Below are 15,991 nucleotides of genomic sequence, written 5' to 3'. Positions count from 1 at the left end.
GTCGTTCGGTCCTAGACGGGGGTGGTGAAGGTGCCGGCCAGGTTTTGCAGCTGGTACATCCACAGCATCCACAGCCCGGAGACCATCAGGACACCGACGAGCACGAGTAGACAGCCCCCGATGATGTTGAACACCCGGATATTGCGGCGGATATAGGCCAGCGTGGTGGTGACCCAGTTGATGCCGGCCGCGGCCAGCAGGAACGGGATGCCCAGCCCCAGGCAGTACACGAAGCCCAGCAGCGCCCCGCGCCAGGGGTCCCCGGTGGTGGTGCTCAACGCCAGCACCGCGCTCAGGGTCGGGCCCATGCAGGGGGTCCAGCCCAGGCCGAACACCACCCCGAGCAGCGGGGCCCCGGCCAACCCGGTCCGCGGAGCCACGGTCGGCTTCACGGTGCGCTGAAGAAGGGAGAACTTGCCGACCATGACCAGGCCCATGACGATCACCAGCACGCCCAGGACGCGGATCATCGGGTCCTGCCAGCGCACCAGCCAGTGCCCGATGGTACCGAAGGCGGCCCCGTAGAGGGTGAAGACCGCGGCGAAACCCAGGATGAACAGCCCGACCCCGGTCAGCACCCGGCGGCGGTTGTCCGGGTGGGTGGGGTTGGACAGCCCGGAGACGTAGCCCAAATAACCCGGCACCAGCGGCAGGATGCACGGGGACAAAAACGAGACGATCCCGGCGATCATCGCCAGCGGGGCGGCGATGAGCAGCGCCCCGGAGTTGACCATCTCGGCGAAGTAGTTCCCGATGCTCACACCGGCCCCCGTCCGTTGGTGCGGCCCATCGGGTCGGCACAGACGCCATGGGGGCGTCGGCGGAGAACGGCCCCGGACCTCGTCATCGAAGGGGGCAGGGTGGAAGGACGGGGCACGACGGACAATCTCCAAAGATAGGGGGAGTGGGGTTCACCGGTGGGACCGGCGGCCCACCGCAGGCGCGTCACTGCTGCGGGCGCAGTGCAGCAGCACAGCTGGGTTGGTGGTGGTCACCGGGTGGTGGCGTGGTCCTGACGGTGCTGTCGGGCAGCAATGCCGTAGCTCGGGCACAGGGTCACCGCGCTGCCGGTGGCGGCCAGGAGGGCGTCGGCGGCGGCGAGCAGGTTCATCAGCTCCGGACGGGCCAGGGAGTAGTACACGCTGCGCCCCTGGGTGCGGCCCTGCACGAGCCCGCAGTCACGCAGGCACGCCACATGACCCGAGACGGTGGACTGGGCCAGGCCCAGGTCCCCGGCGAGATCCCCGACGCGGACCTCCCCCAGGGTCATCCGTTGCATGATGGCCAGGCGCCTAGGGTCCCCCAGGGAATGGAATAGGGCCGCAGCCGGATCCAGGTTGGGCCCGACACGGTCAGAGATCATCGCCATCTACCGATCATAGCAATGCGGTCAGCCGCCCCCGTGTCCCCGTTCAAACGGTGACCGGTCAGACGGACCGCGGCGCGGCAGGGTTGGTAACGGGTTGGCGCAGGGGCAGGGGTCGGGGCGGACCAGCACACTCTCAGCGAGGTCGTAACGCAGGATCGGCTGCACAAGGTTGGCCAGATTGTTCACCAACACGGTGTGAGCGCTGCCCGTCGGATACGGGCGCGTGGTCGGCAGCTACCGGCTCCAGGAACACCCGGTCGCCGTTGATACGCAGCCAGCCCTCGGTGCAGTTGTAGCTCAGGAAGGGGCAGTCAGTGGCGGCGTAGCTGTGGCGCACCGTGGCTGCGCAGGCCGGGCGGTACGGGCGTATCCGTCCTCGGCTGCGAGCATCACCAACCCCGGGTGGATGTGTCCAGCCGGCCCGCTTCCTGTTCGAATCTCAGTAGCTCCCCGGTGGTGGCGTAAGGGGCCAGCACGGCCGGGCCGAAGGCGTTGAGCTGTTCCACCAGCTGTGGTCAGGGGTCGTGCACCGAGAAGGTGCCGATGCGGGCGGTGGCCGACCCCGGTGCAGCCCCGCGGGCACTGCCCCGGACGCGTGGTGCCCGCCGGTGGCGGCCACCACGGCCAGATGCCCGCTCCGGGTCAGGATGCGCAGCAGGTCGGCCGGAGCGAGCCAGTCGTGGATCATCCGCCCGGCCATCGCAGCGGTCACGGCCAGGGACCGGCCGTCGAGCAGGTACAGCCCCCAAGCCCCGGTGGTGTCCGAGCTGGCGGCCACGAAGCCCGGACGTCGGCCAGGATGAGAACCGGATCGGTCACCCACTTGAAGTTGGTCATCAACTCGGCCTGGGTGGGACTCGGCAGCACCTGCGGGTCGGTGATGCGGGCCGGGAACCGCTGGTAGCGGCGGCGGTAACACAGGGGGCAGGTCCGGGCGTGCGCCACCATCACCGCCAGGCGGTCTCGTCGCCGGCGGACCAGGGCCTGGGGGCCGCCCTTGCGGGCGGCACGCGCATCGAGCAGCAATCGCAGGGCCCGTTTTTGTATGTCACCTCCACAGGCCGTCGGGGCGGGTGCCTCAGGGCGCCATGGGTGGTGGATGGCGGGAGTGCCGGCCCGGGGATCACCCATTGCGCTAATATCGCGCCATGACGATCACAAGCAACGCGGGCGCGATGCTGCCCCGGCGCGGTCCGGGCCCGTCCATAGCGGCCGGGAAGTCAACCGCATGAGCACTGCCCCGGCCCGCCCGGTCGGGACCCCGGCCCGCGGTCTGCGGCGGGCCAGGATCTCCCTGCTCCTGACGGCCCTTGTGCTGGCCGCAGTGGACCTGGTGGTCAAGGCCGCCGCGGTCGCCGGGCTCTCGGGCGGGAAGACGGTGGAGTTGGGGCCGGTCAATCTGCGTCTGTACTACAACTCCGGGGTGGCGTTCAGCCTGGGCGCCGCTTTGCCCTCCTGGGTCATCATCACCGGTACCGGGCTGATCACCGCCGGGCTGATCTGGTATCTGTGGTCCTCGGTTCCCACCCTCACCGCGCTCTCCCGCGCCGGAGGCGCCGTGGTGCTCGGCGGGGCCCTGGGCAACTTCCTCGACCGGCTCGACGGGGCGGGGGTGGTGGACTATCTGCACACCAGCTGGTTCCCCACCTTCAATCTCGCCGACGTCTTCGTTACCACCGGGATCATCGCCCTGCTGCTGGGGACGATGTGGAACCCGACCCCCAAACCCACCTCGGAGTTGTAGCAGCCCCCGGCCATGTCTGCTTCGAAGCCCAGTCGCCCGTGGGGCGCCACCGGCGATGGTACAAATTCTTCTGTACCATTTTGGGTATGAGCACCACGGTCCTCACGCATGTCTCGGCGTTGTCCCGGCTGGGCCATGCCCTGGCGGATGACACCCGGACCCGGATCCTGTTGATCCTGCGTGCCGGCTCGGCCCGGCCTTCCCAGCTGGCTCAGGAGCTGGGGGTCTCCAAGCAGGTGATGTCCAACCAGCTGGCCTGCCTGCGCGGCTGCGGGCTGGTGGCCACGACCGCCCAGGGCCGCCACGTCTGGTACACCCTGGCCGACTCCCGACTGGGCCAGGCCCTGGGGGAGTTGCTGGAGCTGACCGTGGCCATCGACCCGGACTGCTGCTCCGCCGGAGGGTGCACCTGCGCATGAGCACCCCGCCTCTGGCCCCCACGCCCTTCACGGTCGAGCGCCGCACTGCCTGCGCCTGCGGGGCGCACTGAGGATGTTTCCAGCATCCCCGGTCAGACTGACGAGATTAGGGGAGGGCCCATCGAGGGAAAGAGACGCTGGTGTGAGCGGACACGAACATACCCCTGCCCGGCCGGGGCCGGACCGGCGGGGCTGGCTGGCCGTGGTCTTCGACATCACCTCCAGGTCCTGGACCTGGAAGTGGTCCGCACCGGGCTGGGCCAGCTGTCATACGTGCTGGAAGTGCACAACCTGCACGCCTCGCGCATCGACTCCGACACTCCCGTGCTCTCGGCCCACCACCACTGACCCCCACCCGCGACCCGCCTGATCCCGACCCTGACCTGCACTGCCCGCGATTCCTGCCACCACCAGATTGGACCTCCTTGTGAGCACACCGACCCGCAATCCCACCCCCTCTAACTCGTCAACCCCGGGCACGACGTCCCGCAAGGCCAAGACCATCGTCTGGGTCGTGCTGGTCGCCGTGGTGGTCGCCGGGCTCATCGTCGGGGCGGTGGCCGTCAGCGGCGCCCGTGATGCCGCCCCGCAGGGGGCCGGGCAGACCGCTTCCGCCGGGCCCGGGCAGACCGCGGCCTCGGAGGCCGCTCCGGTGGTGCGCCCGGACAGCCGGGTGCTGTCCAAGGCCCCGAACGAGCAGGCCGTGCTGGTGGAGTTCCTGGACTTCGAGTGCGAGGGCTGCGGGGCGGCCTATCCGGTCGTGGAGGAACTGCGGGCCGAGTACGCCGACACGGTGACCTTCGTGAACCGCTATTTCCCGCTGCCCGGCCATCGCAACGCAATGCCCGCGGCCGTGGCCGTGGAGGCCGCCGCCCAGCAGGGACAGTATGAGGCGATGTACCAGCGGATGTTCGAGACCCAGGCCGACTGGGGCGAGGCCACCGAGGACAAGAGCGCGGTGTTCCGCGGCTACGCCGAGGAGTTGGGTCTGGACATGGCCGCCTACGACAAGGCGGTGGCCGACCCGGCCACCCGCGCCCGGGTCGAGGTGGACGTGGCCGACGGGACCGCGCTGGGCGTGAGGGGCACCCCGACCTTCTTCCTGGATGGTGAGATGCTCACCCTCACCTCCCTGGAGCAGTTCCGCGCCGAGATCGACGCCGCCGCCACGACGGACTGACCGGCCCCATGAGCACCCCTGTGACCAACACCGACTCACCCGTGAAGGCTGAGCCCCTCACCGACCTCCCCACAGAGCGCTCAGCCGATTCTGATCCGGGCGCACCGGCGGGGGTGCCGGCTGTTGCCCGGCACCGCCCGTTCGGTCTCATCCTGCTGGTCACCGGGGTGGTCGGCTGGGTGGCCTCGGCGATCCTGGTGCTGGAGCGCCTGGAGTTGTACGAGGATGCCAGGCACATCACCAGCTGTGACATCAATCCGTGGGTGTCCTGCGGACGGGTGATGGGCACCTGGCAGTCCGAGCTGTTTGGCTTCCCCAACCCACTGCTGGGCGTCGTGGCCTTCGCCGTGGTGATCTCGACCGCGATGGTCGTCCTCTCCGGGGCCCGACCTGGGCGCTGGTACTGGGCCGGCCTGCAGACCGGGGTCAGCCTCGGGGCGGTGTTCCTTCTCTGGCTGTGGTCCCAGGCGTTGTTCGTGATTCACATCCTGTGCCTGTACTGCATGATCGTCTGGGCGGCGATGATCCCGCTGTTCATCCTGCTCACCGCGCGCAACCTCGTCCACGGCGTGATCCCCGCCCCCGCCGCGGTGGTGCGGTTCGCGGCCGGCTGGGCCGGGACTCTGGTGGCTGTCACCTATGTGGTCGTGGCCGGCTCGGTGGTCTGGGCCTTCTTCCCCGCCCTCACCGGCATCGGCTACTGAGGCCCCGGCCTCACACCCACACCCTCAGCACGACCGCAGCGACCCGGAGGAGCCGACCAAACAGAGGCGGCCGGGCCCACGGGGACGACGAATTTCCGGGGCGCTGGCCCCGTGGCCGACGCCCAGTTCGTCCCGGTGCTGCGCGATAATACTGCTCACGTGCTCACCGTTTGTCCTCCCGCCCCCGACCCGCCGACGGCGTACCCGGGGATTGCGGGGCGGCAACGTGGGGACCTCAGGGGCCCGGATGTTCCGGGATGGTCAGCGGCGCCCCGCGATATCATGGAGTGATATGAGTTCCAGATCCCAGGCACCGGCAGATCCTGCGCCCGATAACAGCCTGGCGAACCGGTACGGACGCCCCCAAAGCTCGAGGCCGTCGTTCCCCGCCCGCTGGGGCAAGTGGATCGCCGCCGGGGCCATCGCCGCGGCCGTGGCCCTCGCGGTGTGGATCACCGCAGCCACCAACGCCCAGACCCTGGACTGGAAAGACGTGGGGTACAACATCAAGTCCCCCACCCAGGCGTCGGTGACGTTCCAACTCACCAAGGACTACGAAGACACGGTCGAGTGTGCCATCCAGGTGCTCTCTGAAAACTATGCCGTGGTCGGTTGGCGCACGGTCACCATCGACCCCGAGAAACCCCCCGCGGACAACACCCCGTCGGACAAGACGAAGTACTACGACGTCAACCTGCGCACCGATGCGCTCGGCGTCACCGGCGGCGTGAACTCCTGCTGGATCCCCGACCCTGCGTGACGTCCACGAGGCGGCCGGAACCCCCGCTGGGAAAGCGAGGCGGTCCTGCGCCAATCATCTTCGGAGCTTGAATCCAGGCACCACCGTCAACAGGAGCTCTGACTCAGCCACATCGATGGAGCCCCCGGCCACTTTCCGAGGAACTGCCCGGGCAGGCGCCGAGTCGGCTTGATCCGTGGGCGACAGGGCGGACGAACACGTCGACACTGTCAACGACGGTCGAATAGTGAGCAGGAGGCCTCCGGCTTTGGCCCCTCCGTGCGAGTTATCGGCCATTATCTGAGGTGCGCCGGCCCTCCTCGCCGTGGGGTGCCCGATGTTGGTTTTTCCCAAGCTCGTTCGTCCACACTCCCTCCCAGGGAGGGCACGATATGGGCAAGTGAGGAATGAGCATGGCGGTATCCCGACGACAAGTCATCCTGCTCGGCGGAGTCGGCATCATGGGCGCCGGGGCGGCCGGGGCCGCCGCGGTCCCGTGGGGGAGCGTGGAAGCGAAGTCCGCCAGCAAGCTCGACGACAGGCAGATGCCCCGGCCCTATGCGGCCGAGTTCACCCAACCTCCGGTCCTCAAGCCCACCTCGGTGGGGACCGATCCGGACGACGGGGCCCGCATCGAGCATTACACGGTGACCCAACGCGCCGCCACCGCCCGGATCCTGCCGCGCCTGGGCACCCCGATCCTGGGTTACGACGGCATCTTCCCCGGCCCGACCATCGAGGTCGAGCGCGGGACCAGGACCACGCTGACGGTGCGCAACCAGCTGCCGGCGACCCACCCCGCGCACGGACACGTCCTGGCGACCTCCACCCACCTGCACGGCTCCGCCTCGCTGCCCCAGTACGACGGCTACGCCAACGACGTGACCATGACCGGCTTCAAGAAGACCTACCACTACCCGAACTACCAGCCGGCGCGCACCCTCTGGTACCACGACCACAGCGCCCACTTCACCGCCCTGAACGTCTACTCGGGGCTCGCCGGCCAGTACCTGATCCACGACCCGCAGGAACGCGACCTGCTGCCGCAGGGCGAATTCGACGTGGGCCTGACGATCTCCGACGCCATGTTCGCCCGCGACGGGGCCCTGAGCTACGACGACAGGTCGCGTTCGGGCCTGTGGGGGGATGTCATCCTGGTCAACGGCGTGCCCTGGCCGCGCATGAAGGTCAAGCGGCGCATCTACCGGTTCAGGATGCTCAACGCCTCCATCTCCCGGTCCTTGCGGCCCTACCTGCGGTCGGGGGAGCCCCTGACCATCGTCGCCACCGACGGCGGGCTCATGCCCGAGGCCGTTACCGTCGACAACTGGCGTCACGCCGGGGCCGAGCGCTACGAGGTCCTGATCGACTTCTCGAAGTACAAGGCCGGCACCCGGGTGGAGCTGCGGAACCGCTCCAACGAGAACAACCGCGATTACGACCACACCGACAAGATCATGGCCTTCGACGTGGTGGACGACCCGTTCGACACCTCCGACCCCACCTGGAACACCCTGCCCACGGTGCTGGTCCCGGACAACGACGTGATGGGTTTGACCAGCTCGATGGCCGTGAAGAAGCGGACCATGCGGGTCAAGCGCAATGACAAGACGAACCTGTGGACGCTGGACGACCAGTCCTGGGGGCAGATCATCGCCAGCGGATTCCAGGACGTCTTCGCCCAGGTGGGCCTCAACACCGTGGAGGAATGGGAGTTCGAGAACAAGTCGGGCGGATGGTTCCACCCCATGCACATCCACCTGATCGACTTCAAGGTCATCAGCCGCAACGGCCGCGCGCCCTTCCCCTACGAGGTCGGGCCCAAGGACACGGTCTACGTGGGGGAGGGGGAAAAGGTCAAGGTGCTGATGCGCTTCGGCCCACACCAGGGCCGGTACATGATCCACTGCCATAACCTCCCCCATGAGGACCATGACATGATGACGCAGTTCCGGGTCGGACTGAAAGCCAACGAAGACGACCCATGGGATCCGATCCAGGCGGCCCGGCCCGAATTCGACGACGACTGATGACCGCCCAGCGGTCGACGGGACCGAATCCCGCTCGTCCCGCCCGGCTGGCGGGCGGAGCGCTGGTGGCATTTCTGCTGGTGCTCGGCGCCCTGCGGTGGTGGGTCATCGAACCCGTGCACATCACCTCCGACAGCATGGTCCCCGCGGTGCACCCCGGCGCCTACACCCTGGTGCTCAAGACACCCGCCGCCGTCGGCGGGCTACAGCCCAACGACCTGGTGGTCTTCGAGTCCCCCGATGACGGGGCGATGACGCTCAAGCGCGTCATAGCCCTGGCGGGACAGGACATGGCCATCAAAGATGCGGTGGTGTACGTCGACGGGGTCGAGCGGCCCGAACCGGCGATCGACGCCTCCGCCATCGACGGCACCTACTTCGGACCACAGCGGGTTCCCCCGGGCAGCGTCTTCGTGCTGGGTGACAACCGAGAGGCCTCGGTGGATTCCCGCCACTATGGCCCGGTTCCCGCGGACCGGGTCCGCGGCAGGGTCCTGTTCCTCTGGGACGGGCCCGGGTGATTTCCACGGGTGCCCCTCACCGACCAAAACGCTACGCGAAGCGACCTCACGGTCACCGACCGGCGCCCAAGCTTCAGTGATCCCGTGCTCTCCCGCCCCGGTCTGGCGATCTCCCGCGGGGGTGCCATCAGAGGTAGAACGCTGGAGAACCGCCGGCTCGCCACGCCGGTGGTGCACTACCGAACCCGGTAACCCCTCCGCTCAACTCGTGTGGTGGTCCGAGCCCATGCCCAGGCGCGCGGACCCCGGCCCCTGGAGGACGAGTTGGATGCTCTTGTTGGGGATCTCGAAGACCATCGTCACCGGCAGGGTCTCACCCCGGGCGATGCGATGTCGTTCGTGGCTGGCCCACAACGGCCCAGCCGTGAACCCCACGATTTCCTGCACGCTGTAGTCGGTCGCTACAAAGTCGATGCCACCGGGCTCGACGGCCGTCAGCTCCAGCAACAGTCGGACGCGGTGACCTCCAGTGGCGACCGGCTTCGCCAGGTTCGGAGCCGGTGTGGGGGGGAACCCAGGTGGCCGACTCCAGGGGAATGATGCCCTGGATCAACGCCATCCCGCCGGCCACGGTGGCAACGGCGCCCAACGGCGTCGCGGGGGTCGGCGGCGGGTTCAGCAGGCGGTGGACGCCGAGTCCCCCACCCATCACTCCGAGGGCGGCCACGGGAATCACGGCCAGGACGGTGCGGCGGCCAGGCCCGCGCCGTGGTCTCGTCTCGGTGTGGGTGTCCTTGAGGATCTGGGAGGTGGCCATGCCGCATTCTCGCGAGACGACCCTAGAAAAATCTTGATGGAAAGCCCGGCCATCCTGCCACGGGTACTCAACGCGCCAGAACCACCTGCACATGCCTCCGGGCATGGCCGACGTGACATCCCTCCGGTGGCATCCCATGCCGTTTAGGTCGGCCAGGGATACCGACATCGAGAAGGGTGTCCAGGTGGAAGGCCGCTGGACACACCTGTCCACCTCACACGATGTCATCACGCCCTCTGGGGGGACGGGTATACCTGCTGTGTGAGACTTCGTGGTGGCTGGTCTGCACCCCCACGGCATCCTGATCGCCCCAAGAAGAGGAGCCCCGGTCCGGGGCCTGTACACGATCGGCCGGTCATGGCAACGCACCCGCGGCTCGGCCCTGCTGGGATTCGTCTCCGCCGACGTCGCCCACTGGCCCCTGCATCACCCGGGCCCTGGCCAAGTCCTCCCTAGGCCCGTGGAGTTCTCCCCGACTGCCGCGGCTCGTCCCTCCCGCCAAAGAATAATGTTCGTGTATCTTAACTTTCCATGGCGGACGGTAGCGTACGGAACGGGTTCACTCAGGCGGTGGGGAGACCGTCGGGGGAGGAGTGGGTGCGCCGCCAGCCGCTGCCCTGGTTGCTGGGCCCGGCCTTCGTGGCCGCGGTAGCCTACGTGGACCCGGGCAATGTCGCGGCGAACCTGACGGCCGGGGCCCAGTACGGGTACCTGCTGGTGTGGGTGCTGGTGGCCGCCAACGCCATGGCGGTGCTGGTGCAGTATCTCTCGGCCAAGGTCGGGTTGGTGACCGGGTCCTCCCTGCCGGAACTGCTCGGTGACCGCTTGCCACGAGTGCGGCGGCTGGCGTATTGGGTGCAGGCCGAGTTGGTGGCCGCGGCCACGGACCTGGCGGAGGTGATCGGCGGGGCGATCGCCCTGCACATCCTCTTCGGCATCCCGCTGCTGGCCGGCGGGGTGATCATCGGGGTGGTCTCGATGCTGTTGTTGGCGCTGCAGTCCCACCGCGGTCCGCGGGTCTTCGAATTCGTGGTAACCGGGTTGTTGGTGATCGTCACCGTCGGGTTCGTCACCGGCCTGTTCTTCGGTTCCGTCTCGTGGTCCGAGGCCGCCGCTGGAATCGTGCCGCGGTTTGAGGGTCCCGAGACGGTGTTGTTGGCCGCGAGCATGCTCGGGGCCACCGTGATGCCCCACGCCATCTACGCCCATTCTTCTTTGGCCCGGGACCGGCACGGGCACGCGGTGCCCACCACGGCCCTGCCACGACTACTCAAGGCGACCCGGTGGGACGTGGTGCTGTCGCTGCTGGTAGCCGGTTCGGTGAACATCGCCATGCTGCTGCTGGCCGCCGGCAACCTCGCCGGGGTGCCCGGCACCGACACCATCGAAGGAGCTCACGCGGCGATCACCGCCGCCCTGGGCCCGGTGATCGGCATCACCTTCGGCATCGGCCTGCTGGCCTCCGGACTGGCCTCCACCGCGGTGGGCTCCTACGCCGGAGCAGCGATCATGGGCGGGCTGCTGCACCTGCGAATCCCGGTGTACACCCGGCGTCTGGTCACGCTGATCCCGGCCCTGATCATCATCGCCGCCGGGGTGGACCCGACCTGGGCACTGGTGCTGTCCCAGGTGCTGCTAAGCCTGGGCATCCCCTTCGCCCTGGTCCCGCTGGTACGGCTGAGCAGCAACCGCACCGTGATGGGCGCCTTCGTCAACAAGACGGTGCTGACCGTCATCGCCTGGGTGGTCGTGGCCCTGATCGTGGCCCTGAACCTCGCGCTGATCGCCCTGACCGTCACCGGCCAGGGCTGAGCCCCGGCCGCAAGCACACAGAGCGATAGCGTGGACCCCATGGACCTGGACACGATCACCCCCATCGCCCAGGACTACCTGAAGGCCATCTGGTCGGCCACCGAATGGGGGGACCCCCCGATCACCACCAAGGCCCTGGCCGAGCGGATGGGCACCACCGCCTCCAACGTCTCCGACACCCTCAAGCGGCTGGCCGCCCAGGGGCTGATCCAGTACCAGCCCTACAAGCCCGTCACCCTCACCCCGCAGGGAGCTGCGTACGCCATCGCCATGGTGCGCCGGCACCGGCTCCTGGAGAGCTTCCTGGTCACCGTCCTGGGGTACCGGTGGGAGGAGGTCCACGAGGAGGCCGAACGGCTCGAACACGCCGCCTCCGAGGCCATGATCGAGCGCATCGACACCCTGCTCGACCACCCAGCCGCCGACCCGCACGGTGACCCCATCCCCACCGCCACCGGACACCTCCACCGCCCCGCCGACGTCATCCGACTGAGCCACGCCACTCCGGGGTCCTACACCGTGGCCCGCGTCTCCGATGCCGACCCGCACCGGCTGACCCGCCTCCGGGAGAAGAACCTCGTGCCCGGCCAGGCCCTACACATCACCGATCGGCGCCGCGATGGCACCATCACCGGGCGCCTCGATCCACCGTACGGACCGATCCATCTGGGTCCCGAGGAGACCGGCGCCATCTGGGTGACACCCACTCCCGGCCCCCTGGAAAACCACACTTCACCAGCCATGCAGGCGAAGCCGTGTCAGAAGGTGACCAAAGGAGCGCCAGCAGCGTGATCCGAGTCCTCACCATGTGTGAACTTCGCACATGGCTAATCCTTTACTGGCGCCCCTGCGTCTCAAGTGAAGGCGTAATCTTGACCAGAGTGCAATTCCGGGACAGCTGTGGATTGCGACAGCCCTCGACCATCTGCCGCACCGGATGCAGCAGGGGCGCCGCGGCCAAAAAGACCACTCGATCCGCCTTATCGACCACCACGGTGCCTCTCACACGGTCTCACCAGATGAATGAAACTGTCATCGGATGCACCAACACGGCAGCAACCGAAATCCGGGTGCGGAGCCACCTGCCGTCTGCGGGTCGAAAACTTCCGGCATGTCACCTCAATCCTGACCGGCCGCCGACTCAACGGCAATGTCAGGGGCAGAGTTCGGGAAAGTGGAGGGGAGCGGCCACACCGTTATCCGTTTCTTCACGATGTGCAGGAAGTACAAAGCGTGAAGCATTTACTTGACGTAATCCTGGTTATCGGCGTTGATTCTTTGTTGCTTAGACGTTGATCTAGGCTTGCTTTGCCATGACTTGTCTGACATTGTCAAGCTATGGAATCCGCCACGCGCGACAGGGTCTTCCGCGACACCACGCGAATGAATATCCACGACCTGGTCCGGGAACTGAACGCCAATGTGGGCGTCACGGTGGTCCAGACCATGGCGGGGAGCAAAGACCGCACGTCACCGCACAAGTGGGCCAAACCGGACGGCCCGGAACCCAGGCCGGAAGTGGAAGCGAGACTGCGGCTGGGTTACCGGGTGTGGAGAACCCTGGAAATGACTGAAGGGCGCAACGTGGCCTTGGCGTGGCTGATGGGCGCCAACCCGCGGCTGGAGGAGAACCTTCCGGTGCTGTACATCCAGCAGCAACGCACCCGGGAAGTCCTCGGCGCGGCCGAAGCGTTCGTGAACGACGTCCACGCCTCGTGACCGAACGAACCTGTACCAAGACCGGCCTGCACCTCGTCGCGGCCGGCGGGCAGACGGCCTTCCGAGTCGCCAAGGACCGGTACGGGGCGCTGTCTGCCCGGCCGAACGACCACGTGGGGCCGCGGCCGGTCGGCTTCGACCCGGACGTCGGCGATGCCCGCGGCCGGTACGACACCATCGGGTCCACCCTTTACCTGGCCGAGGCCCGCCGGTGCGCGTACGCCGAAGTCCTGAACGGATTTCGGGCCGAACGCGCCCAGATCGCCCGCACCGCGCAGTTCATCGGGATGACCGTGGACGAGTACATCGAGGCGGTTATCGCGGAGGCCAAGGCCAATGGTGTCGACGTGCCGTGGGCGATCTCCGTGGATTGGCAACTGGAGCGCTCGATCTATGAGATCCGCTTGCCCCGCCAGGGTTGGTGGGTTCGGATCGACCACCCGGACACGCTGAAGGCTCTCGAGGAGCTGGCATCGGTAACGGCCGGCGCCATGGGTGAGGTCACCATGCTCACTGCCACCGAGGTCACCGGCCCGGACCGTGATCTGACCACCCTGCTGGCTCACGTCATCAAACGCCAGATGCTCGGCGACGGCCACGAGCCGCTGGGCATTGTCTATCCGTCACGAACCCTGACCGGGATCTGCTGAGCCTATTGGGACCGCCGGGCCGATGAAGGCCTGCCGCCGGGGCGCAACGACCTGGTGCAACTGACCTCTGAGAATGTCGCCCCCGACCCGGCCTTCGCCGACACGGCAGAGTATTACCGGCTCCCCATCCTGAGGGCGCGCTAGGTTCGCCCGGTCTTAACTAGGCTTACAGGCGCTGACGTCCGGTCTTCCTTCCCCCGCGAGCTGCCGGTCATCGTCGAGGCCCTCAGGCGAAACGCCGCGCCGGTCCCCTGAACCCCACATCACCCGGCTCCCGTGCACGCCGTCCGAGTCGGAGAACCCGTCGGTGGCGTCCGACCGGCCCGGGCGCTGCCCGGAACGGTACAACTCCGTCGTGCAGTTCGAGGAGCACACCGAGGATGAGGTGTCCGTCCCCGGTAGCAGGATGGGCTCAGGAGGAGGGATGGACTCTGCCCTGCGATAACCCGCCACTCATCTCTGCGCTGCGGCCACGCCCCGGAAGATAGTTCCGGTGGCGTTCAGAACGCGTTCAGGCTACGCTCCCCTGAGACACAAAAGAGGCGGCGGCTCACGCCACCGCCTCTTGTCAGATCTCCTGTCGATAGGCCCGTATCCCCCGGGCTTCGTCCATCTGATGATCCGCATGCACCGTCTCACTGGCCCCTTCACCGTAGTGAAGGGGCCCTCGGCGTCGGTAGTGGACTTTTGTCCATACTTTTCGGACGGCCGGCGTCCCGTCTTGCGTCAGCGTGAACGAGTCCAGCCGGTGCCCGACCGGCTCCCCCTAATATCACTGTGCTATCTATCCGCTATATGCTTGCTATTAGCGGGATAGCATCCTTCCACGTCGTAGAGGTCGAGGTCGCGGTAGAAGTACCGGGTCAGCCAGCTGATGGTGATCCCGAGCGTTGGGACTATCAGAATCCAGATGATGGGCAGGGCCGGGTTGCCGGACAGTGCGTAGTTCAGGGGCGTGTGCAGGGTGATGAGACAGAAGACCACCAGGCCGCCGCTCATCGCCAGGCTCCCTATCCTGCGCAGGGCGTGGCCCCTGGAGAAGATGCCGAAGGCTCCGGCGAAGCCTATGGCCAGTGCTGCCCAGCCGATCAGTTCCGCGGTGCTCATGCCAGTCCCCCTTGGCTCGTCCCCATTCCTTCACCCCACCCTGACATAGGCCGGGGACACCCCAGGGTAGAGGCACGCGCCCGGTCCTCATGTCAGCCCTCGGGCGGCGGTCGCCGCGCCCGGAGTGGCGTGCAGCTGGTAGGCGAGGGCCTGGTCCAGCTCCGGCTCCGTCGGCGTCCGCGGCATTGGTGATGGTGTTGATTTGGGTTCGGTGTATGGGGCCGTGGCGCGTTGGTAGACGTCCCCGGTGACCGTGGTGCCCGCCGGGACCGTGGATGCCTCCGGGGTTGCTGGCGTGGCCTCGGGGACCGGGGCCAGCCGCAGTTCGATGAGGCTGACCGGTTGGTCGGTGATGGTGGCGTGGCCGGGGGGCTGGGCCGGGACCTTCACGGTGTCCCCGTCGGCGGTTTCGATGACGAGGTGGTGCACGGTGATTCGCCGTCCCATCGCGCCGGGCTTCTGCTCCTGGACCACGCCGGTCAGCCGTCCGGGCACCAGCCCGCCGGGCACCTCACCCCCGTTGGGCAGATCCAGGAGGACGTGCTGGCCGGACGGCTCCTGCCGGGCCAGCTCGCGCAGCCCCATCCGGGGCGGCAGGTCCGCCTCGGGCCGGGCGAGGGCGAGCAGTTCGTGGCCGGTGAGGGCCCCGTGGGTGCGGTCCAGGACGGTGACCTCAGACTCGGCGCGTTTCTTGCCCTCCCCGCTGACGGTCTCGTTCCGGTAGCGGAGGTTGACGGTGGTGTCGCCGGTGACCTGGGTGATGGTGACGGGTTCCTTGGTGCGGGCGTGGTTGTCGATATCCGTGGCCGCCACGACGTCCCCGGGACGCAGGTCCTCCACCGACACCGTGAACTGGGGCTGCCCGTACAGGGCGGTCTTCTGCGCGTCGGTGAGCCGGACCGGGAGAATGGTCTTCCACTCGCGGGACTCGACGCGCCACGGGGTGCCCTCCCGGATGCGCCCGGTGTCCGGGCTGACCGCCACGGGCCGGAAGCTGCCGTAGCCGGAACGGTCCATTCGGACCACGTCCCCGGCGTGGCCGAAGTGCTCGATGTTCTCACCGAGCACTTCACCGGGGAGGAAGTCGTGGGCGGTGCGCTGCTTGGCTTGCTCGGCGGCCGCGGCGGCCTGTTCGGCGGCGATCTGCTCCGGGCTGGTGGCGTCGACCAGGATGATGCCCGGGGCGGTGTCCAAGTCAGAGACCCGGACCTTCTGCCCGGTGTCGGTGGTCAGGGTTTGC

Annotated in this window: 16 protein-coding genes; 11 read left to right on the top strand and 5 right to left on the bottom strand. The window is 67.9% G+C overall.

Going from position 1 to position 15,991, the window contains the following annotated elements:
- Positions 1–11: 11 nt before the first annotated feature.
- Both PLJ28_RS08600 and PLJ28_RS08595 read right to left on the bottom strand, forming a co-directional pair.
- The gene (locus PLJ28_RS08600; protein ID WP_298043046.1) at positions 12–761 is read right to left on the bottom strand and encodes a cytochrome c biogenesis CcdA family protein; all 750 of its coding nucleotides are present in this window, start codon (positions 759–761) and stop codon (positions 12–14) included.
- Between the two features lie 230 nt (positions 762–991).
- Positions 992–1,369, bottom strand: a complete 378-nt coding sequence (locus PLJ28_RS08595; RefSeq protein WP_298043049.1) for an ArsR/SmtB family transcription factor — start codon at positions 1,367–1,369, stop codon at positions 992–994.
- A 1,228-nt stretch (positions 1,370–2,597) separates the two neighbouring features.
- Here PLJ28_RS08595 and lspA point away from each other — a divergent pair.
- The 7 genes from lspA (at position 2,598) to lepB (ending at position 8,706) form a co-directional block, all read left to right on the top strand.
- Complete coding sequence (lspA, locus tag PLJ28_RS08590; protein WP_298043052.1) at positions 2,598–3,113, top strand: signal peptidase II; 516 nt, start codon at positions 2,598–2,600, stop codon at positions 3,111–3,113.
- Between the two features lie 86 nt (positions 3,114–3,199).
- A complete protein-coding gene (locus PLJ28_RS08585) occupies positions 3,200–3,532 on the top strand; it encodes an ArsR/SmtB family transcription factor (RefSeq protein ID WP_298043055.1) in 333 nt (110 codons plus the stop codon).
- Positions 3,533–3,959: 427 nt separating this feature from the next.
- A complete protein-coding gene (locus tag PLJ28_RS08580; RefSeq protein WP_298043058.1) occupies positions 3,960–4,712 on the top strand; it encodes a DsbA family protein in 753 nt (250 codons plus the stop codon).
- Positions 4,713–4,720: 8 nt separating this feature from the next.
- Positions 4,721–5,416 (top strand): vitamin K epoxide reductase family protein, encoded by a 696-nt coding sequence (locus PLJ28_RS08575; protein WP_298043059.1) that lies wholly within the window; start codon positions 4,721–4,723, stop codon positions 5,414–5,416.
- A 292-nt stretch (positions 5,417–5,708) separates the two neighbouring features.
- Positions 5,709–6,176, top strand: a complete 468-nt coding sequence (locus PLJ28_RS08570) for a DUF4307 domain-containing protein (protein ID WP_298043061.1) — start codon at positions 5,709–5,711, stop codon at positions 6,174–6,176.
- A gap of 392 nt (positions 6,177–6,568) precedes the next feature.
- Positions 6,569–8,185 (top strand): multicopper oxidase family protein, encoded by a 1,617-nt coding sequence (locus PLJ28_RS08565; protein ID WP_298043063.1) that lies wholly within the window; start codon positions 6,569–6,571, stop codon positions 8,183–8,185.
- Between the two features lie 65 nt (positions 8,186–8,250).
- Complete coding sequence (gene lepB, locus PLJ28_RS08560; RefSeq protein WP_298043065.1) at positions 8,251–8,706, top strand: signal peptidase I; 456 nt, start codon at positions 8,251–8,253, stop codon at positions 8,704–8,706.
- Positions 8,707–8,907: 201 nt separating this feature from the next.
- Here the strand turns inward: lepB and PLJ28_RS08555 are convergent, their stop codons facing one another.
- Positions 8,908–9,153, bottom strand: coding sequence for a hypothetical protein (locus PLJ28_RS08555; RefSeq protein WP_298043067.1), 246 nt, complete (start codon positions 9,151–9,153; stop codon positions 8,908–8,910).
- A gap of 907 nt (positions 9,154–10,060) precedes the next feature.
- On the opposite strand from PLJ28_RS08555, the gene PLJ28_RS08550 reads away from it, so the two are divergent.
- The 4 genes from PLJ28_RS08550 (at position 10,061) to PLJ28_RS08535 (ending at position 13,644) form a co-directional block, all read left to right on the top strand.
- On the top strand, positions 10,061–11,275 hold the full coding sequence (locus tag PLJ28_RS08550; RefSeq protein WP_324590035.1) for an Nramp family divalent metal transporter: 1,215 nt from the start codon (positions 10,061–10,063) through the stop codon (positions 11,273–11,275).
- A gap of 39 nt (positions 11,276–11,314) precedes the next feature.
- Positions 11,315–12,067 carry a metal-dependent transcriptional regulator gene (locus PLJ28_RS08545; protein ID WP_298043071.1) on the top strand — a complete coding sequence of 251 codons (753 nt, stop codon included), beginning with the start codon at positions 11,315–11,317 and terminating at the stop codon, positions 12,065–12,067.
- 546 nt (positions 12,068–12,613) lie between these two features.
- Positions 12,614–12,994, top strand: a complete 381-nt coding sequence (locus PLJ28_RS08540) for a hypothetical protein (protein WP_298043073.1) — start codon at positions 12,614–12,616, stop codon at positions 12,992–12,994.
- Complete coding sequence (locus tag PLJ28_RS08535) at positions 12,991–13,644, top strand: hypothetical protein (RefSeq protein WP_298043074.1); 654 nt, start codon at positions 12,991–12,993, stop codon at positions 13,642–13,644. Before PLJ28_RS08540 ends, PLJ28_RS08535 begins: the two co-directional genes overlap by 4 nt.
- Before the next feature lie 780 nt (positions 13,645–14,424).
- Here the strand turns inward: PLJ28_RS08535 and PLJ28_RS08530 are convergent.
- Positions 14,425–14,751 carry a hypothetical protein gene (locus PLJ28_RS08530; protein WP_298043076.1) on the bottom strand — a complete coding sequence of 109 codons (327 nt, stop codon included), beginning with the start codon at positions 14,749–14,751 and terminating at the stop codon, positions 14,425–14,427.
- Positions 14,752–14,838: 87 nt separating this feature from the next.
- The coding region (locus PLJ28_RS08525) for a hypothetical protein (RefSeq protein WP_324590034.1) at positions 14,839–15,991 on the bottom strand (1,153 nt) is incomplete at its 5' end.

Source organism: Citricoccus sp. (assembly GCF_035445025.1).
Lineage (GTDB): Bacteria > Actinomycetota > Actinomycetes > Actinomycetales > Micrococcaceae > Citricoccus.
Note: the sequence above shows the minus strand (reverse complement) of the source record. Positions and strands in the feature narration are given on the sequence as shown.